This window comes from Frateuria edaphi (assembly GCF_021117405.1).
In the GTDB taxonomy this organism is placed as follows: Bacteria; Pseudomonadota; Gammaproteobacteria; order Xanthomonadales; family Rhodanobacteraceae; genus Frateuria_A; species Frateuria_A edaphi.
In genome coordinates this window covers 444748-465090 of the sequence record NZ_CP088251.1, presented here as the reverse complement: position 1 = coordinate 465090, position 20343 = coordinate 444748, and the positions used below count along the sequence as shown (strand labels likewise).

Sequence of the window (20343 nt, the reverse complement as noted above, 5' to 3'; positions counted from 1 at the left end):
CGGGCAGGGATTGGGGATTGGGAAAGACAGGCGCGGCAGGGCGGGCTTCAGCCTACCGGTCCCGATGCGCAACGGTGGCTTGAAGCTCACCCTACATCTGATAGAGCGCCTTGCGCGGCGCACCGGTGATGGCCGCGGCAAGCCTGGCCGCCTTGGCCGGAGGCAACTCTTCGCGCAGCAGCGCGAACACGCGCTGCCCTTCAGCCAGCCGCGCGTCCGTCTCTTCCCCGCGGCCAGCCACCAGGATCACGCACTCGCCGCGCTGCTGGTCCGGGTCACTTGCCACGCGAAGAGCCAGTTCGTCGAGCGGTTCGCCGATCACCGTCTCGAACAGCTTGGTCAGCTCGCGTGCCAGCACCGCTTCGCGCGCGCCACCGAATACCTCGCGCATGTCCGCCAGGCTTTCGGCCACGCGATGGGACGACTCATAGAAGATGAGCGTGCGGGGCTCGCCGGCCAGCTCCTGAAGGCGGCTGCGCCGTGCCGCGGCCTTCGGCGGCAGGAAACCTTCGAACACGAAGCGGTCGCTGGGGAGCCCTGCCACCGACAGTGCCGCGACCGCCGCGCAGGCACCCGGCACCGGCACGCAGCGGATGCCCGCCGCGCGTGCCGCCCGCACCAGGCGGAATCCCGGATCGCTCACCAGCGGCGTCCCCGCGTCGGAGATGAGCGCCACCGCCTGTCCTTCCAGCATCCGCCGCACCAGTCCATCAACGACCTCGCGTTCGTTGTGCTCGTGCAGCGCCACCAGCGGCACGTCGACGTTGTGGTGAAGCAGCAACGGACGGCTGTGGCGGGTGTCCTCCGCGGCGATCACGTCGGCGGCGCGCAGCGTGGCGATCGCGCGCGCCGAAATGTCGTCGCGATTGCCGATCGGCGTGGCGACCACCGACAGGCTGCCGGGCTGGACAGTAGGCATGGGAACTCCAAAAGGCGGCGCGCAAAGGGCTCGCGGCACGATCGGCTATGATCGCTCACCATGTCGATCACGACCAAGGGACACTCCATGCGACTGCTCCGCGCCGCCGGCCTCGGCCTGCTGATCGCCTTGGCCTCAAGCGCCTGCGTGCCGACCAAGGTGACCCGCTCGCCCCAGGAACTTGCCGCCGCGCAGCACGCCGGACAGCTCGCCAACCAGGGGCAATTCGACCAGGCCATCCAGGCCTACCTCGACCTGGGCCGCCAGACCGGCGACACCGACCACTACAACATCCTGGCGGCCGAGGTGTACCGCGAGGAAGGCGCGCTCGAGCAGGCCGCACCGCTGCTCGACCAGGTACGTCGCCCGCGCCTGCAGGACGAGGACGCCGCCCGCTACGACCTGCTCCGCGCGGAGCTGGCGCTGGCCCACCACGACGCGCACACCGCGCTGCAGCTGACCACCCAGCCCTCGCCCGTCCCGCCGACGCTCGAACTGCGCCTGCTCGAACTGCGCGCGCGGGCGATGGAAGCCACCGGCGACCTGTGGGGTGCGGCGCGCACACGCGTGCAGATGGATCCGCAGCTCGAGGGCCTCGACCACACGCAGAACCGCAAGGAGATCCTGGACCTGCTCGGCCGCCTGGGTGTCGAGCCGCTCAAGCGCCGGGGCGCCGCGATGCAGGCTGGCGATCGCATGCTGCCATGGATCAACGAGGCGCTGACCCAGCTCGGCGTGCCGGTGGCGCAGCCGCAGCCCGATCTGGACCAGCCGGTCGGCACCATGCTTCCCGGCGCGGACGCCAACGTGCGCGAGGGCTACCGCATGCCCGCGAACGTGGCACTGCTGCTGCCGCTGGGTGGAAACTTCGCCGGGGCCAGCGGCGCCATCCGCCAGGGCTTCTTCGCCGGTTACGCCGATGCCGCGCGCACCAAGGCGCCGCGCGCGAACGTGCGGGTGTACGACAGCGGCGGTACCGCAGACGGCGCGATCAAGGCTTACCAGCAGGCCACCAGCGATGGCGCTCAACTGATCGTCGGCCCGCTCACCCGCACCGAAGTGGCCGCCGTATTCGGGCAGCCCCAGCTGCCGGTCCCCTTGCTCGCGCTCAACCATCCGGACGACAGAAGCCTGCCCGCCGCCGGCGCCACCGAGTTCGGCCTGCTGCCCGAGAGCGAAGGCGCACTGGCCGCTGACCACATGGTCGAGCGTGGCATCCATAACGCCTACGTGGTCGTATCCGACGACGACTTCGCCCAGCGTGCCGCCGGCGCGTTCAAGGCCGAACTCGAAGCCCGCGGCGGCCGCGTCGCCGGGATGGCCACGCTGCCGCCCGGCAAGGTGAACTACGCCAACACCATCGCCGGACTGAACATGCCGACCACGGCCACTCCGCTGGCCGGAACCGAACCGGCGGAGGCCGCCTCGGCGCCAGCCGCGGCCGGTAGCGCGGAGACCCTTCCCGCGCCGGTGCCGACGGGCGACACCGGCATCTTCGTCAGCATGCGACCGGAGCAGGCGCGCCTGCTGCTGCCGCAGTTGCACGTCGCACACGTCGGCCTGCCGGTATTCGCCACGTCGCATATCTATGCCGGCGTGGATGACGCCGCCGCCAATCGCGACCTCGATGGCGTGGAGTTCTCCGATGCGCCGTGGCTGTTCGACGCCCAACCGGGGATGCCCAGCCATGATGCGATCGCCTCCAGACTGCCCGCCGCGCGCGGCACCTCGGCGCGGTTGTTCGCCTTCGGCATGGACGCATGGAACCTGGTGCCCTACCTCGACTGGCTGCGCGACCACCCGGGCAGTTACCTGCCAGGCGCCAGTGGCCAGCTCGCCGCCGACCAGTTCGGGCGCATCCGCCGCGTGCTGATCTGGGCGCGCTTCCAGGACGGGATCGCCCGTCCGCTGACCGGCAGCCTGCAGCTGGATGACGTGCCCTCGGCCGCCCCGCCGGTGGACGAAGGCACGCGCACCCCGATACCGGCGACATCCGCCGGTGTACCGCCGGCCGCCTCGACCACCCTGCCGCCCGCCGGCCACTGATGCGCGCCGCAGGCGCCGCCTTCGAACAGCGCGCCTGCCGCGAGCTGGAGCGTGCCGGACTCAAGGCGCTGGCGCGCAACTACAACACGCGCCACGGCGAGCTGGACCTGGTGATGCGCGATGGCGACACCGTGGTGTTCGTCGAGGTGCGCTACCGCGTGCGGGCCGGCCATGGCGATGCCGCGGCGTCGGTCACGCGGTCCAAGCAGGAGAGGCTGATCCGCACCGCGCAGCTGTGGCTGGCGGCGCACGGCCAGCACGCCAACCGCCCGTGCCGCTTCGACGTGGTCAGTTACGACGGCCCCGCGGCCGACGCATCGATGCATTGGCTGAAGGGTGCCTTCGAAGCGGAATGACCGCTGCTCCGCGAGGCGAGCACCCCGTGCTCCCGGGAGGTCTCAGGAACAACCGCGCCGCTTGCGCTACTGTCGATCGGCCACTCCGCCCGCTCCTTCCGAAACGCCCAGTGGGAGCCATGCTCCATGCCGTTATCCGACTCGCTGCTCCAAACGCTCCATTCGATCTTCGGTGACGCCCTCCACACCGGTCCCGCCGAGCGACTGGCCTACGCCTACGACAACTCGCGCCTCAACGCGCAGCCCGACGCGGTGGTGTTTCCCACCGGGCACGCGCAGGTCGAGGCGCTGGTGCGCGCCTGTCGCGACCACCGCGTCCCGCTCACCGCGCGCGGGCGCGGCAGCAACACCACGGGCGCCACGGTGCCTGTCGAGGGCGGCGTGGTCGCCAGCTTCGAGCGCATGAACCGCATCCTGCGCATCGACCCGGCCAACCGGCTGGCGGTGGTCGAACCGGGCGTGATCAACGGCGACCTGCAACGCGCGCTGGCGCCGCATGGCCTGTTCTGGCCACCGGACCCGAGTTCGTCGCCGTGGTGCAGCATCGGCGGCAACCTCGCCTGCAATGCCGCCGGACCGCGCGCGGTCAAGTACGGCACGCCGCGCGAGAACACGCTGGGCCTGCGCGCGGTCGCCGGCACGGGCGAAGGATTCCGCTGCGGCACATACACCACCAAGGGTTCCACCGGCTACGACCTCACGCGCCTCCTGATCGGCTCGGAGGGCACGCTGGCGCTGATCACCGAAGCCACGCTCAAGCTCACGCCTCGCCCCTCGACCATCCGCACGCTGCGCGCGACCTACCGCGACGTCGGCGCCGCCGCGCAGGCCGTGGCGCGCATCATGGGCCAGCCTGTCACGCCGTGCGCGCTGGAGTTCATCGACGAAACGGCGCTGAAGCTCGCCCGTGCGCATGCCGGCGACCACATACCGCTGGCCGGTGCGCTGCTGATGATCGAGGTCGATGGCGAGCCGGAGACGCTCGACTCCGCCGTTACTGCCGTTTCCGCTGCCGCCCGCGGCGACGGCCTCCTGTCCCTCGATGCGGCGGCCACCGCCGAAGAGGCGCAGCAACTGTGGGCCGCGCGCAAAGCCCTCTCGCCCGCACAACGCACGATCGCGCCGGACAAGATCAACGAAGACGTGGTGGTGCCGGTCAGCCGCCTGCCGGAGCTGGTGCAAGGCATCCAGCGGCTGGCAACAAAGCACGACGTGCTGATCGACAGCTTCGGCCACGCCGGCAACGGCAACCTGCACGTCAACCTGTTGCCGCGCGATGCCGCCGAACGCGAGCGCGCACACGCCTGCCTCGCCGGGATCTTTGCGCTGGTGATCGAACTCGAAGGCACGCTTTCGGGCGAACACGGCATCGGACGGATCAAGCGTGAGTTCATGCCGCTGGCGCTGGCGCCTGAAACCCTCCATCTGATGCGCGAGGTCAAGCGCGCGTTCGATCCCGACGCCATCCTCAACCCCGGCAAACTGCTGCCTGCCGGTTCTGCGTAGGAGCGTGGGCGATGCGAGGTGCGAGCGGGAGCTCGCCCACAAGCGTGTTCCTAAAAGATGCGCGCGGTGTGCCACCATTTCGCGATGCCTTCCAAGCTCGATCGCCTTCTCGCCGAAATCCGCGCATGCCAGCTCTGCGCCGCCGACCTCGCACATGGCGTGCGCCCCGTGCTGCAGGCCTCGGCCACCGCGCGGCTGCTGATCGTCAGCCAGGCGCCCGGGCGCAAGGTGCACTTGAGCGGCGTGCCGTTCAACGACGTGAGCGGCGAGCGCCTGCGTGACTGGCTGGGCATCGACAAGGCGACCTTTTACGACGCCCGCCGCGTGGCGATCGTGCCGATGGGTTTCTGCTTCCCGGGCAGCGCGCGCGGCGCCGACCTGCCGCCGCGGCGCGAATGCGCACCGGCCTGGCATCCGCGGCTGATGCCGCTGCTGAAGAAGGTCGATCTGACCCTGGCGATCGGCCGCTACGCACAGGTCGGACTGCTCGGCACGCAGGCGGGCGCCAGCCTCACCGAGACCGTGCGCGACTGGCGCACGCACCTGGCTCGCGGCGTGCTGCCGCTGCCACACCCGAGCCCGCGCAACCAGCCCTGGACCCGGCACAACCCATGGTTCGCGGAGGAGCTGCTGCCGGTGTTGCGCGAGCGCGTAGCGCACGCATTGCGCCCGTAGATGGGTTTCAGCCCATCAGGCCTCGGTGGAGTGGTGGGCTGAGGCCCACTCTATGCGTCCTGATGGATCAGCCGCGGCGGGCGAGGATGAGGTGCAAGCCAAAGGCGACAAACACCGCGCCGGCAAGGCCATCGATCCACCGCGCCAGCCGCAGGTAACCGCGACGCATCGCCGGCAAGGCGAAGAACGCAGCCACCAGCGCGAACCAGCTGAACGTCTCGGCCACGATCAGCGCCCACAAGCCCCAACGCGTCGCCACATCCACGCCCTCGCCCAGGAAGGCCGAGAACACGCTCCCGAAATAGACCACCACCTTGGGATTGGCCAGGTTGGTCAGCAGTCCGGCGCGCAGCGTGGCCAGTTCGCCGCCCGGCATGGCGGCCGTACCGCCATGCGTCACCGACGCTTGCGTAAACGCACCACGCAGCATGCGCAACCCCATCCAAGCCAAGTACGACCCGCCGGCAATGGCGATCACCTGTTGCAGCCATGCCAGCCTGTGCAGCACCAGCTGCAGGCCGAGCAGCGCCAGCGCCGACCACCACGTGATTCCCAGGGTGATGCCCAGCACGCCGAAAAGCGCCTGTCTGCGCGAGCGGCTGACGGCAGTCTGCGAGACGAAAAAGAAATCGGGGCCGGGACTGAGCAGCGCGACCAGATGAACGAGGGCAATGGTGAGGAACAGGTGCATGGCGTTTCGTTCGGTGCGGCGTGCGGTCAGTCTAGTGGGGGTCGCGCCCTGCTTGCGGGTACCCCCTCCACCTGGCGCTCCCTCGAAGGGAAGCAGCCGAGGCTTTCACCTGCGCCTTGGACGGTCTGTTGCCGTCCCCCAAGCCAAGGTCGGGCGGGATGGGTTGGTCAGCACGGAGGTGAGCGCACACGCTGCGCCGCGCCTTGCCCGCCCGCATCCCTTTCTCTAACCTGCCCAACTTTGCAGCCAGGGTCCTCGTCCCGCGGCTTTTGCAGGGGAAAAAGCACATGCGGGACTTTGCGCCATGAACATCAAGCTGCGTCTGATCGTGATGAACTTCCTGCAGTTCTTCGTGTGGGGTTCGTGGCTCACCACCATCGGGGCCTACTGGTTCCAGACCCGCCACTGGGGCGGCGCCGAGTTCGGCGCGATCTTCTCCACCATGGGCATCGCCTCGCTGTTCATGCCGGCGATCACCGGCATCATCGCCGACAAATGGATCAACGCCGAGCGCCTGTACGGCATCCTTCACCTGGGCGGCGCGTTGATGCTTTTCATCGTGCCGACGATCGACAACCCATCCACGCTGTTCTGGGTGATGCTGGTCAACATGTGCTTCTACATGCCGACCATCGCGCTCTCGATCACGGTGGCCTACAACGCGCTCAAGACCGAGGGCGTGGACATCGTGAAGGTGTATCCGCCGATCCGCGTGTGGGGCACGGTCGGCTTCATCGCGGCGATGTGGGCGATCAGCCTGCTGCACATCGAAACCTCGCCCGACCAGTTCCGCATCGCGGCCATCGCGGCCGTGCTGCTGGGTCTGTACTCGTTTTCGCTGCCGGCCTGCCCGCCGCGCGATACGCGCCACACCTCGATGGTCGACGTGCTCGGCCTGCGCTCGTTCGCGCTGTTCAAGAACTACAAGATGGCGGTGTTCTTCCTGTTCGCGATGGCGCTGGGCGCCGCGCTGCAGCTGACCAACGCCTACGGCGACACCTTCCTGCACGACTTCGGCAAGATCGATGCGTACAAAGGCCTGATCACGGTGCGCTATCCGAACATCGTGCTGTCGATCTCGCAGATGTCCGAAACGCTGTTCATCCTGGCGATCCCATTCTTCCTCAAGCGCTTCGGCATCAAGACCGTGATGCTGATCAGCATGGTCGCCTGGGTGCTGCGCTTCGGCCTGTTCGCCTACGGCAACCCGGCCGAACTTTTGTGGATGATCATCCTGTCGAACATCGTCTACGGCATGGCGTTCGACTTCTTCAACATCTCCGGCTCCTTGTTCGTCGAGGGCCAGGCCGACCCGAAGATCCGCGCCAGCGCGCAGGGCCTGTTCATGCTGATGACCAACGGCGTGGGCGCGGTGCTGGGCAGCTCGATCAGCGGGCAGGTGATCGAACGGTTCTTCACCGCCCCGGACGGCGCGCTGCTGTGGCATGGCATCTGGCTGAGCTTCGCCGGCTACGCGCTGGTGGTGGCGGTGCTGTTCGTGATCCTGTTCCGCCACAAGCACATTCCGGAGAATGCGGCTCGGGCAAACCTGGGGCATCAGGCAGGCATCTGACCGCAGTCGCGCGTCATTTCTTGCTTGTTGTTGAGAATCATTTTCATTAGCATGCACAGCCTTCCCCGCTGGAGGCTGTCATGTCGTCGTCCGTACGCCCGCTCGCGCTCGCCCTGACCCTGGCCCTGGCGGCCCCGCTGCACGCCGCGGACGCGCAGCAGGCGACCAACCTGGAGCGGGTCGAGGTTTCCCAGAGCACCCTGCGCCTGCCGCGCAGCCAGGGCGCGCTGCCGATGACGATCACCGTGATCGACCGACAGGACCTCGCCAACCAGCTGGCCATCACGCCGGACCTGGGCGACGCCATCGGCGCGCTGGTGCCCTCCTTCGCGCCATCGACGCAGAAGCTCTCGGTGCGCGGCCAGACTCTGCGCGGGCGCAACCCGCTCTACATGATCGACGGCGTGCCGCAGTCCAGCCCGCTGCGCAACGGCTCGCGCGATGGCTACACCATCGACCCGGCGATGATCGAGCGGATCGAGATCGTGGAAGGCTCCAACTCGCTGCAGGGGCTCGGAGCCGCGGGCGGCATCATCAACATCATCACCAAGCACGCCCCGGCGAAGGACGGCATCCGCCAGGAAGTCACGCTGGATGCGAGTGCGCCGACCCAAGGCGCCGATGGCCTGGGTTACGGCGCGGCCTGGCTGGTCGGCGCGCGATCGGGTGCGTTCGACCTGGTCGCTGGCGCCTCCTGGCGCAAGCGCGGCATGTATTCGGACGCGCACGGCCGGCTGATCGGTGTCGACGGCACCCAGGGCGACCTGATGGATTCGAAAAGCCGGGACGGCTTCGCCAAGCTCGGGTACACCTTCGCCGGCGAGCGCCGCCTGCAGCTGACCGCCAACCGCTTCGACCTGCAGGGCAACGGCGACTACACCGCCGTCCCCGGCGACATGGACGCGGGCATTCCCACCACTTCCGTCCGTGAAAAGCAGCCGGGCGAGGCGCCGCGCAATCGCGTGCTGACCACGAGCCTGGACTACCGCGACCCGCACCTGGCCGACGGCGAATTGCGCGCGCAGCTCTACCACCAGCGCAACCGCGAGCTGTTCGGCGGCGGCACCTTCGGTACCTTCCAGGACCCGGCCTACGGCGCGGTGGTGTTCGACCAGTCGCAGAACGAATCGGTCAAGGACGGCGCGCGGCTGTCGTGGTCGCGCCGCGGCCTGCTCGAGGACAGGCTGACCGTGCTGGCCGGCGCCGACGGCTACCGCGACCGCACCCACCAGTCGCTGGTGCAGACGAACCGCAACTGGGTCCCGCCGAGCACCTACACCGGCTGGGCGCCCTTCCTGCAGGCCGAGTACTGGCCGCTGCAGGTGGTGTCGATCAATGCCGGCCTGCGCCAGGAACACGGCCGGCTGGAAGTGCCGACCTTCCGCACGCTGGCGTCCTATGGCGGCGTGACCGTCGACGGCGGCTCGCGCAGCTTCAAGAAGACGCTGCCGAACATCGGCGCGGTCTGGTACCTGACCGACACGCTCAATTTGTTCGCCAGCTATGCCGAGGGCTACACCCTGCCCGACGTCGGCCGCGTACTGCGCGCGATCAGCACGCCGGGCCAGCGCGTAAACGACTTCCTCGACCTCAAGCCCGTGGTGTCGGACAACCGCGAGGCCGGCGCCGAGTACGCGGGCGCGGCGTTCAACGCGCGCATCAGCTACTGGACGTCCGCATCGAAGCTCGGCGCCCTGCTCGTTTTCGATGCGCCCAACCAGGTCTACAACGTGGCACGCCAGCGCACCGAGATCAGCGGCTGGGAAGCGCGCGCCGGCTGGACGCCGCGCGAGGGAACGCGGCTGGACGCCTCCTACGCGATCAACCACGGCCGCTCCGACCGCGACGGCGACGGCCGGGTGGATTCGGACCTCGATGGCGCCAACATCGCGCCGAACCGCCTGAACCTTTCATGGACCCAGCGCTGGAACGGTGCGCTGTCGAGCTATCTGCAGCTCTCGCGTCTGGCCAGCCGCGACTTCGCCACGCTGGGCGAGCGCACCGCGCACTTCGACGGCTACGTCACCGCCGACGCTTACCTGAAGTGGCACGCCGGCACCGCGGGCGAGTGGACGCTGGGCGTGCAGAACCTCGCCAACAAGCAGTACATCAACTACGTCTCGCAGACGGTCGGCGACGACGACTCGTACTTCGCCGGCCGCGGACGCACCATGTCCCTCGCCTGGCAGCAGGTGTTCTGAGCATGCGCGAGGTCGTCCATCAGGCCGCGCCGCCGCACTCCTCCCGCGGGATCCGCCACTGGCTCCGCAAGCTCCACCTGTGGCTGGGCGTGAGCCTGGGAACGGTGTACGCGCTGATCGCCTTGAGCGGCAGCGTGCTGGCACTGCAGGGGCCGTTGCTGCGCACGCTGCATCCGGAAATGTCCGCGCACACCCTGCCCACGCCGGCGCAGGAAGCGACGGTGCTGGAACGCATCGCGCGCGAGTGGTCGCCAAGGGGCTTGCGCAGCGCCGACCTGCCGGTCACGGAATTGCCGGTATGGCAGCTCTACTTCAACGGCGGCGTGCGGCGCTACCTCGATCCGGCCAACGGCGAGTTGCTGCTCACCCGCACGCCAGGCAACGATGCGTTGCTCGCCCTTCGCGACTGGCACACGCACCTGCTCGCCGGTCATGCGGGCGAAACCTGGCTCGGCGTGATCGGTTGGTTCAGCCTGTTCATGCTGGTGTCGGGCGTGGTGCTGTGGTGGCCCGGGCGCGGACGATTCCTGGCACACCTCAAGCCTCACGCGCAGCCGCCGGTGCGGCGCTGGCTGAGTTGGCACCGCAGCTTCGGGGCGCTGAGCCTGCCGGTGGTGCTGCTGGTGACCCTCACTGGCACGCTGATGTGCTACCACGCGGGCACCCGGCAAGCGCTGCACGACTTGTTCGGCGACGCGCCGGAGGCGCCGCAGCCAGCGACCATCAGCCTGCGGCAGGGTCCGATCGACTGGACTGCCGTGCTTGCCGCCGCGCGACAGGCGCTGCCGGGCGCGACGCTGGGGCGGCTGACCTTCCCGGATGCACGCGACGGTCGCGTGACCCTTCGCGCCCGTGTGCCGGGCGAGTGGAACCCGACCGGGCGCAGCATCATCTGGATCGACCCGTATGACGCACGCGTGCTCGGTACGTCGGACGCCACCCGCGCCGACACCGGGGTGCAGGTGAACAATGCGATCTATCCGGTGCACGCCGGCACCACCGGGCCGCTCTGGCACGCGCTGGTGATCGTCTCCGGCCTGCTGCCGCCGTTCTTCCTGGTGACCGGCTTCCTGTTCTGGCGCGCGCGCACAAAACGCCGCGGCTGAGCCTGACAACCCGCCTTTCCGTGCTCGCGCTAGCATGCGCGCAGGCCACGGGGGACACGCCATGCAGGACGCCAATCGACGCCCGATTGCCGTGCGCGGTAGCGGCTGGACGCAGCGCATCGCCGAAGTACTGGCACGCAGCCAGCTGACGCCCAACCAGATCTCCCTCCTCAGCGTGCTGTTCGCGCTGGCCGGCGCCTGGACGCTGCTCGCCCTGCCCGGCGCGGTCGGCGCGCTGCTTTGCGCGCTGGCGATCCTGCTGCGGCTGCTGTGCAACCTGTTCCACGGCATGGTCGCCGTCGAAGGCGGCAAAGGCACCGCGACCGGGGCGCTGTACAACGAATTGCCCGATCGGCTGGCCGATTCGTTGTTCCTTGTTGCGCTGGGCTACGCGATCGCGCTGCCCTGGCTCGGTTGGCTGGCCGCCCTGCTGGCCGCGCTCACCGCCTACATCCGCGCGCTGGGCGGCGCGCTGGGCCAAGCGCAGGACTTCCGCGGACCCATGGCCAAGCCGCATCGCATGTGGCTGCTCGGCATCGCGCTGGTACTGGTGGCACTGCTGCCGGCGTGGCGCCAGCCGATCCTGCTGGCGACCGCGGCGATCATCGCGATCGGCTCGGCGCTGACCTGCGTGACGCGCACCCGCGCGATCGCAGAGCGGCTAAAGGACGCCGGCGCATGATCACCTCGCGGCTCCTGGTCGGCCTGGTGCGCCTGCTGGTCGGCGCGCACGGCCGCTGGCTCGGCTGCGAGCCCAAGCCGGTGCAGCGCATCTACTTCGCCAACCACAGCAGCCACCTGGACACGCTGGCGCTATGGGCCGCACTGCCGCCCTTGCTGCGCCAGCGCACGCGACCGGTCGCCGCGCGCGACTACTGGGGCAAGGGTGGACTGCGCGGCTTCATCGCCGAGCACGGCTTCCACGCCGTGTACATCGAGCGCGATCGCGAGCGCCGCCAAGGAGATCCGCTCGAACCCTTGTGCCAAGCGCTGGCCGCGGGCGACTCGCTGATCATCTTTCCCGAAGGCACACGCAGCCCCGATCCCCTGCCGCAGCCCTTCAAGGCCGGCCTCTACCACTTGGCCCAGCGCCATCCGCAGGCCGAGCTGGTGGCGGTCTACCTGGACACGCTGCACCGCGCGATGCCCAAGGGCAGCCTGCTGCCGGTGCCGCTGACCTGCATGGTGCGCTTCGGCCGCGCGCTGCGCCTGGCCGAGGGCGAGGACAAGGAAACCTTCCTGCAACGCGCCCACGCGGCGGTGGTGGAGCTGGCATGAGCCCGCAACAGAAATTCTGGACCGTGATGGGCGCCGTGCTGGCGTTGCTGGTGGTGGCGAGCCTGGTCGGCTGGGCGCTGGCGCGGCGCGCGCGCAGCGATGGCTCGCGCGAGGTCATCGCCAACCTGAATGCCCGCATCGGCGCCTGGTGGTGGATGGTGGCGATCCTTTGCGTCTGCTTCCTGCTCGGGCGCGTCGCCACGCTGGTGCTGTTCGCGCTGGCCTCGTTCTTCGCACTGCGCGAGTTCCTCACGCTGACGCCGACCCGTCGCGGCGACCACCTGCCGCTGGTGCTGTGCTTCTATCTGGCGATCCCGCTGCAGTACTGGCTGATCGGCATCGACTGGTACGGGCTGTTCGCGATCTGCATTCCGGTTTATGGCTTCCTGCTGCTGCCGGCGATCACCGCGCTGGGCGGCGATACCGAGTCGTTCCTGGAGCGCACCACCAAGATCCAGTGGGGCCTGATGCTCACCGTCTACTGCATCAGCTATGCGCCCGCGGTGTTGCTGCTGCACGTACCCGGCTACGAAGGACAGAACCTGTTGCTGCTGCTTTACCTGTTGCTGGTGGTGCAGATCAGCGACGTGTTCCAGTACGTGGTCGGCAAGCTGTTCGGGCGGCGCAAGCTGGCGCCGTCGGTGAGCCCGTCCAAGACGGTCGAGGGTCTGGTGGGCGGTGGGTTGTGCGCAGTGGCGGTGGGCGCGTGCCTGTGGTGGATCACGCCGTTCTCGTTCTGGGGCTCGGCCGGGATGTCGCTGGTCATCGTGATCGCGGGCTTCCTGGGCGGACTTGCGCTGTCGGCGGTCAAGCGCAGCCTGGGTGCCAAGGATTGGGGACACATGATCGAGGGGCACGGCGGCATGCTGGATCGGCTCGATTCGGTCAGCTTCGCCGCGCCGGTGTTCTTCCACGTCGTGCATTACGCATTGATGTGATGCCCTTCGTAGGGTGGGCGTCAGCCCGCCGCCCGGATCGCGGAAGAGCGGTGGGCTGAAGCCCGCCCCGCGGGACCTCGTACAATGGCCGGATGCAGATCGGTCCCTACCGCATCGACCCTCCCGTGGTGCTCGCACCCATGGCCGGGGTCACCGACAAGCCTTTCCGCCTGCTGTGCAAACGGCTGGGCGCGGGGCTGGCCGTGTCGGAAATGACCACCGCCGATCCGAAGCTCTGGCATACGCGCAAGTCGCTGCACCGCATGGACCACGCCGGTGAACCGGAGCCGGTCAGCGTGCAGATCGCGGGCTACGACCCGGGCATGCTCGCCGAGGCGGCGCGCTTCAACGTGGCCAACGGCGCGCAGATCGTCGACATCAACATGGGTTGCCCGGCCAAGAAGGTCTGCAACGTGTGGTCGGGCTCGGCGCTGTTGCAGGACGAGCCACTGGTGGCGCGCATCTGCAAGGCGGTGGCCGACGCGGTCGAGGTGCCGGTGACGTTGAAGATCCGTACCGGCTGGGATCGCGAGCACAGGAACGCCTTGAACATCGCGCGCATCGCCGAGGACAGCGGCATCGCCGCGCTGTCGGTGCACGGGCGCACGCGCGCGGACAAGTACGAGGGCGAGGCCGAGTACGCGACCATCGCTGCGGTGAAGGCCGCCGTAAGTATCCCGGTGCTGGCCAACGGCGATGTCACCAGCCCCGAGCGTGCCCGCCACGTGCTCGACGTGACCGGTGCCGACGCGGTGATGATCGGGCGCGGCGCGCAGGGACGACCATGGATTTTCCGCGAGGTCGCCCATTACCTTGCCACCGGCGAGAGGCTGCCCGAGCCCACGCCGGCGGAGGTCGCCGCGATCCTGCTCGGCCACTTGGAACACCTCTACGCCTTCTACGGCGAGCATGCGGGGGTTCGCATCGCGCGCAAGCATCTGGGGTGGTATGCCAAGGATCGGCCGGAGAACGCGGCGTTCCGGCATGTGGTCAACCGGGCCGAGAGCGCTGGCGAGCAGTTGCGACTGACTGCCGAGTACTTCGCCGGCCTGGGCGACCTTCAGCGCGCCGCGGCCTGACACCCGCAGATCGAACCACCCTTCCGGAGAGGGTCGGATGAGAAGCCGCGGCTTGCGGGGAACCTCATCAGGCCGCGCTTGCTACAAAGCTCGCACCAGATGCCCTTGTGGCAAGGCTGGTCCCTCGCCTCCAGTCCAGCGGAGGGAGGGCGCAGGGCCGCGGCGCGTCCATCCTCATCTCGCCAGGCACCAGCCCTCCCAGGCGAAAACGAGCCCCGGGCATTTGGCCATCCAGCCGTCCGCCGCCTGAACAGGTATGAAACCTTGACCCCCGGGTAGTACGCTGGCCTGCAATCCGCCGCGCTCGCGTGTATCATGCGCGGCTTCTTTATCTCTGTATCCGAAAGGAAGGATATAACCCGCGATGAGCAACTACCTCTTCACCTCCGAGTCGGTCTCCGAAGGCCATCCCGACAAGGTCGCCGACCAGATCTCCGACGCCGTCCTCGACGCGATCCTCGCGCAGGACCCGCGTGCGCGCGTGGCGTGCGAGACAATGGTGAAGACCGGCGTGGCGATCGTCGCCGGCGAGATCACCACCTCCGCCTGGATCGACCTGGAGGGCCTGACCCGCAAGGTGATCCTGGACATCGGTTACGACTCCTCCGAAGTCGGCTTCGACGGCGCCACCTGCGGCGTGCTCAACCTGATCGGCAAGCAGTCGCCCGACATCAACCAGGGCGTGGACCGCAAGAAGCCCGAGGAACAGGGCGCCGGTGACCAGGGCCTGATGTTCGGCTACGCCACCAACGAGACGAAGGACTTCATGCCGGCGGCGATCTACTACTCGCACCGGCTGGTCGAGCAGCAGGCGAAGGTCCGCAAGAAGAAGAATTCGCCGCTGCCGTGGCTGCGCCCGGACGCCAAGAGCCAGGTTACCCTGCGCTACGAGAACGACGTGGCCGTCGCCATCGACGCGGTAGTGCTCTCGACCCAGCACGACCCGGGCGTCAAGCAGAAGGACCTCATCGAGGCCGTGCGCGAGGAGATCTTGAAGCCCGTGCTGCCGGCCAAGCTGCTGCACAAGGGCACGAAGTTCCACATCAATCCGACCGGCAAGTTCGTCATCGGCGGTCCGGTGGGCGACTGCGGCCTGACCGGCCGCAAGATCATCGTCGACACCTACGGCGGCTGGGCTCGCCACGGCGGCGGCGCGTTTTCGGGCAAGGATCCGTCCAAGGTCGACCGTTCCGCGGCCTACGCGGCGCGTTACGTGGCCAAGAACGTCGTGGCCGCCGGTCTCGCCGACCGTTGCGAGGTGCAGGTCTCGTACGCCATCGGCGTGGCCGAGCCGACCTCGATCTCGGTGACCACCTTCGGCACGGGCAAGATCGGCGACGAGAAGATCGAGAAGCTGATCCGCAAGCATTTCGACCTGCGTCCGTACGGCATCATCAAGATGCTGGATCTCATCCACCCGATGTACCAGCAGACCGCCAGCTACGGCCACTTCGGCCGCCAGCCCTACGAGATGAAGGCGGCCGACGGCTCGACCTTCACCGCGTTCTCGTGGGAGAAGACGGACAAGGCCGAGGCGCTGCGCGCCGATGCCGGGCTGAACGGCAAGCGCAAGTAAGCGTTTCCGGCACGAAAAAAACCCGCGGCCTGCCGCGGGTTTTTTTATGTCTCGAAGGACGCTCGACGCGGCGTCAGTCGTCGCCGTTCTTGGCGGTCGCCACGCGCCGGGCCTTGCGGTCGGCCAGTTTGACCGCGTGATGGCTCGCGCGATGGCTGGAACGACGGGCCGTCGCGGCCTTGCCATGATGTTTCGCATGCCGCGGCACCGACGCCGGCGCCGGATCGGCCTCGGCGTTCGCGATGGGCGAGAGCGCGGCCAGTACGCGATGGGCCACGCCCGTGGCCGGTTGGCCGGCGGCGGCCAGCGCGGCAGCCGCGTCGGCCTGCTCGAAGCCGGCATCGAGCAGGCTCGCCATCAGCTGGTCGCGCTTGGCCGCGGTGCGCCCGCCCAGCACCACGGCGAACAGGCGGTGGTCGTCACGCACGGCGGTGGAAGCGAGGTTGAAGCCCGAGGCCGCGATATAGCCCGTCTTCAACCCGTCCATGCCTTCGTAGCGTTCCATGAGGTGGTTGTGGCCATGCACCACCCGCCCCTCGAAGGTGAACTCCGTGGCCGAGAAGTAGTGCGCGTATTGCGGGAAGTCGCGGTACAGCGCCATCGCGAGCGTCAGCAGGTCGCGCGCGGTCGAATAATTCTTCGGATCGGGCAGGCCCGAGGCATTGTCGAAATGCGTGCCGGCCATGCCGAGCAGCGCTGCCTGGGCGTTCATCATGTCGGCAAAACCCGCTTCGGATCCGCCAATGCTTTCCGCCGCCACGGTGGCCGCATCGTTGGCCGACTTGGTCACCATCGCAAGGATGCAGTTCTCCACCGAGATGTTCTGACCCGGGCGCAGGCCCAACTTGCTCGGCTGGCGATTGGAGGCCCAGCGGGATACCGGCAGGTTGTCCTCGAGCGTCAGGCGACCGGCCTTGAGTTCGCGGAAGGTAAGGTAGAGCGTCATCATCTTGGTCAGCGAGGCAGGGTAGTTCTGCTCGTCGGCGTTGACCTGGCCCAGCACGCGTCCGGTAGTGGCGTCGACCACGATGGCCGCCTGTCCGGCGTGGGCCACGCTGGCGACCAGCCACAACAGGGCAACGACCCACAGGGCGCCGAGCCGGCTGGGCGAAAACGATTCTGTAGTCACACCTGTTAGTCCCCGCCGCCGCCGACGACGTCATGTAGCGTTGAACAGACCTTAACGCACGGCAGCTCTGAAAAGCCACAAGTTCGTCATGCAAATGGCTGTTGTGCCGGCGCTTTGTGGCGAGGATGTCGAGCAGGTCCGGTCGAGTCCGCTTGGAAGAAGGCCCTTTTTTGTAGGGGCTGGCGGCAGCGCAGGTCAGCGGCCTGGGCCACTCCTTTTGTCGTGGCCAGCCCTGTCGGCAAGGCACACATGGCGCTGCCTAGCCCTCGACCGCCGCGATCGCCTCTTCCCGCACGCTGCGCATGCCGGCGTTGAGCGTTTCCGGCTTCATGGCAATGACCGGCTGCAGGTAGGTCGCGAGCACGTGCTGCGCGCCCGACGTGTCGTGCAACCGGCGCAGCACCGCGTACAGCCGCGACGCGCTCTCGATGGTATGCGCATCGGTGTTGCCGAGCGTGCGCGCGCGGCCCTCCAGCGCCTTCGCATGGGCATCGCGCGCCCGCGCCCAATGGCCGGCGCTCGCCTCGATGCGGCCGATGAGGTCCCAGGTCGCCAGCGTCATCGGGTGATCATCGCCGAGCTGGCGGCGCAGCGCGGCCAGTACCTGCTCGCCCTGCTTGCTGGCCTCGGCGTACTGGCCGTTCCCGCAGAGCAGGCTGGCCAGGCTGCCCCGCGCGTACAGCGTGCTGAAGTGATTCGGGCCCAGCGTGCGGGTGCGCCCGTCGAGGATTTCGCGCTCCATCGCGATGGCTTCGGGATAGCGGTCCTGCTTGGACAGCAGCCGCACCATGTCGGTCATCGCCTCGAGCGTCTGCGGATTGTCGGGGCCGAGCACGCGCCGGTAGCCCTGGATGATCGCGTCCAGGCGCTCGTGCACTTGCGCCATGGTCGCCGGATCGAGCGCCAGCCGAACCTCGTTCGACGCCGCCAGCGCGCGTGCCTGCAGGGTCAGCGGGTGGTCGGCGCCCAGCCGGCGCTGGCGGATCGCCGCTACGTCCTGCGCCAGCACGAGCGAGCGCTCGTACTCGTTGTCCTGCGAATAAAGCAGCGTGGCCAGCGTGAGGGTGGTGGCCAGGGCCTCCGGGTGCTCGGCGCCGAAAGCCTGACGGTACAGCGGCACCAGGTACTCCAGCTCCGCCCGCGCGCGATCGCGCTCGCCCAGCTGGGTGAGCGTTTCGACGCGATCGCGGCGCAGCCGCAACAGGCCTTCGTCGGTGGCGGGCAGGCGCGGCGCCAGGCCGGCGTAGAGCGCTTCCTGCCGGTTGAGCGCCTGCCCTAAATGACCCTGCGCGGCCAGCACGCGGGCCCGTCCGGAGAGCACGGCCACCTGCAGGGGATCGGCCGGCGGCAGGGCCGCCGCGGCCGGCAGCGCGGTGTCGTAGACCTCCGCCGCCTGGTCCAGTTGGCCGCCCCGGAACAACGCTTCGGCCAGGTCGGCGCGCGCCGACACCAGTGCCGCGTCGCCCGCGGCCAGGCGCTGCCGGCGCACCTGGACCACGTTGCGCAGTTCCACGGCCGCGTGCGCGTAGCTACCGATCGTCAGCAGCACGCGTGCCAGCGACTGGCGCATGTCCGCAGCCAGCAGCGGCGCATCCGCGAAATCGCTGTCCAGCCGAGCCAGCGCGTGGCTGACTACGTACGTATCCAGCGCATCGCTCGCCGGTCCCGCGGCATCGATCCCGGCGAAGACCTGCTCCAGCTGTCGCCGGTCGATGGTCTGGCGCCCCAGCGCGTCGAAGCGCGCGAGCACCAGCGTGCGGGCGTCGTGGGTCAGTGCGTGGCCCATGGCGTCGATGTCGACGCTCTGCAGCATCGATTGCTGGAAGGCAACCATGCGCTCGAGGTCGTGCTGGCGCTGCTCGGCCAGCCGTTGCGCCGCACGTGTCTGGGCCAGCGCCAGCAACGAGGCGGTGAGGCCGGCCAGCACGGTCGCCAGCACCATGCCCGCGGCGGCCAGCGGCCAGCGGTTGCGCTGCACGTAGCGGCGCAGGCGATACCACTGGCGACCGCGGCGCGCCTTGACCGGCCGCTGCGCCAGGTAGTGCCGCAGGTCCTGCGCGAACTCGGCCACGCTGGCATAGCGCTGGCTCACCTGGCGGCGCAAGGCCTTGAGCACGATGGCATCGACGTCGGCCGGAATCGACCGCCGCGACCGGCGCTGGTCGGCCGGCGCCGCGCGCAGGCTGCGACTGGGCGCCTCGACCTGGCCGCCGACGATGGCGTTGGACAGCAGATGCGGCGTGACCAGATGCTGGTAGGGCCGGCGGCCGGCGATCAGCTGGTAAAGCACCACGCCCAGCGAATAGACGTCCGCGCCGGTGGTCAACGGCTGCTGCTCGATCTGTTCGGGGCTGGCGTAGGCCAACGTCAATGCGTGCGCCGCGGTGGCGGTGGCGAGCACCTGCCCGCCCTCCTCGATGATGCGCGCGATGCCGAAGTCCAGCAGCTTGGGCGTGCCGTTGGCGGTGACCAGGATGTTGGCCGGCTTGATGTCGCGATGGATCACCAGGTTGCGATGGGCGAACTCGACCGCATCGCAGACCTTCAGGAACAGCGCGATGCGCTCGTTGAGCGGGAGCGCATGCGCGTCGCACCACTCGTCGATGCGCCGCCCTTCGACGTATTCCATCGCCAGGAACGGCTGGCCGCCGTCCATCACGCCGCCATCGAGGAGGCGCGCGATGCCGGGATGCTCCAGTCGCGCCAGCAGCCGGCGTTCCTGGCTGAAGCGCTCGTGCAGGATCGGCGAACCCTGCGCGGACGCATGCAGGAACTTCAGCGCAACCTGTTGGGTGAACCCCTCGTCGCAACGCTCGGCCAGGTAGACCATGCCCATGCCGCCCTCGCCGAGCAGGCGCAGGATGCGGTAGTTGCGCGGTGCGGTGGCCTGCGTCTGCTGACCGCTGAGGTCGGGCGGGACGGCGGCGGGGGAAAACGGCAAGGTGGCGGTGTGCGTGCGCTCGATCGCTTCGAGCATCCAGCGCACCTCGCGCTCGAGTTCGGCGTCCTCGCCCACATGCCCGCCGATCAGCGCGTCGCGCGCGGACGCATCCACGTCCATCGCGGCCATGGCGATGCGTTTCGCTTCGACGTAGCGATCGGTCAGCTGCCCTGCCATGCGATCCCCCGGTCCCGGACGGGGATTATGGCGCCGATTTCACGCGGAAATCACATGTCGCGGCACGTAGGCCGGCGGTGTGGGGACGATTTGTTCCGAGGACTCTGCCAAAAGGCGCCCCCAACCGCCTGTCGGCGCCCTTTCCCGCGCTC

General features: G+C 68.8%; 16 protein-coding genes. 12 read left to right on the top strand and 4 right to left on the bottom strand.

What is annotated here, in order from left to right:
* Positions 1-91: 91 nt before the first annotated feature.
* Entirely contained in the window at positions 92-919 is an 828-nt protein-coding gene (gene rsmI / locus LQ772_RS02035; RefSeq protein ID WP_231323533.1) for a 16S rRNA (cytidine(1402)-2'-O)-methyltransferase, read from the bottom strand.
* 87 nt (positions 920-1006) lie between these two features.
* Here rsmI and LQ772_RS02030 point away from each other — a divergent pair, with 87 nt between their 5' ends.
* The 4 genes from LQ772_RS02030 to LQ772_RS02015 all read left to right on the top strand — a co-directional run bounded on the left by LQ772_RS02030 (position 1007) and on the right by LQ772_RS02015 (position 5502).
* Positions 1007-2965 (top strand): penicillin-binding protein activator, encoded by a 1959-nt coding sequence (locus LQ772_RS02030; protein ID WP_231323531.1) that lies wholly within the window; start codon positions 1007-1009, stop codon positions 2963-2965.
* The gene (locus tag LQ772_RS02025; protein WP_231323529.1) at positions 2965-3321 is read left to right on the top strand and encodes a YraN family protein; all 357 of its coding nucleotides are present in this window, start codon (positions 2965-2967) and stop codon (positions 3319-3321) included. The genes LQ772_RS02030 and LQ772_RS02025 overlap by 1 nt, the downstream gene beginning before the upstream one ends.
* Before the next feature lie 126 nt (positions 3322-3447).
* Positions 3448-4827: an FAD-binding oxidoreductase gene (locus LQ772_RS02020; protein ID WP_231323527.1), complete on the top strand. Its 1380-nt coding sequence runs from the start codon at positions 3448-3450 to the stop codon at positions 4825-4827.
* Between the two features lie 84 nt (positions 4828-4911).
* Complete coding sequence (locus LQ772_RS02015) at positions 4912-5502, top strand: uracil-DNA glycosylase family protein (protein WP_231323525.1); 591 nt, start codon at positions 4912-4914, stop codon at positions 5500-5502.
* Between the two features lie 67 nt (positions 5503-5569).
* Here LQ772_RS02015 and LQ772_RS02010 read toward each other — a convergent pair whose 3' ends face one another.
* Positions 5570-6193 carry a LysE family transporter gene (locus LQ772_RS02010; protein ID WP_231323523.1) on the bottom strand — a complete coding sequence of 208 codons (624 nt, stop codon included), beginning with the start codon at positions 6191-6193 and terminating at the stop codon, positions 5570-5572.
* Positions 6194-6497: 304 nt separating this feature from the next.
* On the opposite strand from LQ772_RS02010, the gene LQ772_RS02005 reads away from it, so the two are divergent.
* The 8 genes from LQ772_RS02005 (at position 6498) to metK (ending at position 15944) form a co-directional block, all read left to right on the top strand.
* Positions 6498-7766, top strand: coding sequence for a nucleoside permease (locus LQ772_RS02005; RefSeq protein WP_231323521.1), 1269 nt, complete (start codon positions 6498-6500; stop codon positions 7764-7766).
* Between the two features lie 80 nt (positions 7767-7846).
* A complete protein-coding gene (locus tag LQ772_RS02000) occupies positions 7847-9967 on the top strand; it encodes a TonB-dependent receptor (RefSeq protein ID WP_231323519.1) in 2121 nt (706 codons plus the stop codon).
* Between the two features lie 2 nt (positions 9968-9969).
* Positions 9970-11073: a PepSY-associated TM helix domain-containing protein gene (locus LQ772_RS01995; RefSeq protein WP_231323517.1), complete on the top strand. Its 1104-nt coding sequence runs from the start codon at positions 9970-9972 to the stop codon at positions 11071-11073.
* Between the two features lie 61 nt (positions 11074-11134).
* The gene (locus tag LQ772_RS01990) at positions 11135-11755 is read left to right on the top strand and encodes a CDP-alcohol phosphatidyltransferase family protein (RefSeq protein WP_231323515.1); all 621 of its coding nucleotides are present in this window, start codon (positions 11135-11137) and stop codon (positions 11753-11755) included.
* A complete protein-coding gene (locus LQ772_RS01985; RefSeq protein WP_231323513.1) occupies positions 11752-12351 on the top strand; it encodes a lysophospholipid acyltransferase family protein in 600 nt (199 codons plus the stop codon). The genes LQ772_RS01990 and LQ772_RS01985 overlap by 4 nt, the downstream gene beginning before the upstream one ends.
* Positions 12348-13289, top strand: a complete 942-nt coding sequence (locus LQ772_RS01980) for a phosphatidate cytidylyltransferase (RefSeq protein ID WP_231323511.1) — start codon at positions 12348-12350, stop codon at positions 13287-13289. Before LQ772_RS01985 ends, LQ772_RS01980 begins: the two co-directional genes overlap by 4 nt.
* Positions 13290-13381: 92 nt before the next feature.
* The gene (dusB, locus tag LQ772_RS01975; protein WP_231323509.1) at positions 13382-14368 is read left to right on the top strand and encodes a tRNA dihydrouridine synthase DusB; all 987 of its coding nucleotides are present in this window, start codon (positions 13382-13384) and stop codon (positions 14366-14368) included.
* A gap of 364 nt (positions 14369-14732) precedes the next feature.
* Positions 14733-15944, top strand: coding sequence for a methionine adenosyltransferase (metK, locus tag LQ772_RS01970; protein ID WP_231323507.1), 1212 nt, complete (start codon positions 14733-14735; stop codon positions 15942-15944).
* A gap of 73 nt (positions 15945-16017) precedes the next feature.
* Here metK and LQ772_RS01965 read toward each other — a convergent pair whose 3' ends face one another.
* Positions 16018-17073: a D-alanyl-D-alanine carboxypeptidase family protein gene (locus tag LQ772_RS01965; protein ID WP_231323505.1), complete on the bottom strand. Its 1056-nt coding sequence runs from the start codon at positions 17071-17073 to the stop codon at positions 16018-16020.
* Between the two features lie 259 nt (positions 17074-17332).
* Positions 17333-20191 carry a serine/threonine-protein kinase gene (locus LQ772_RS01960; protein ID WP_231323503.1) on the bottom strand — a complete coding sequence of 953 codons (2859 nt, stop codon included), beginning with the start codon at positions 20189-20191 and terminating at the stop codon, positions 17333-17335.
* Positions 20192-20343 lie beyond the last annotated feature (152 nt).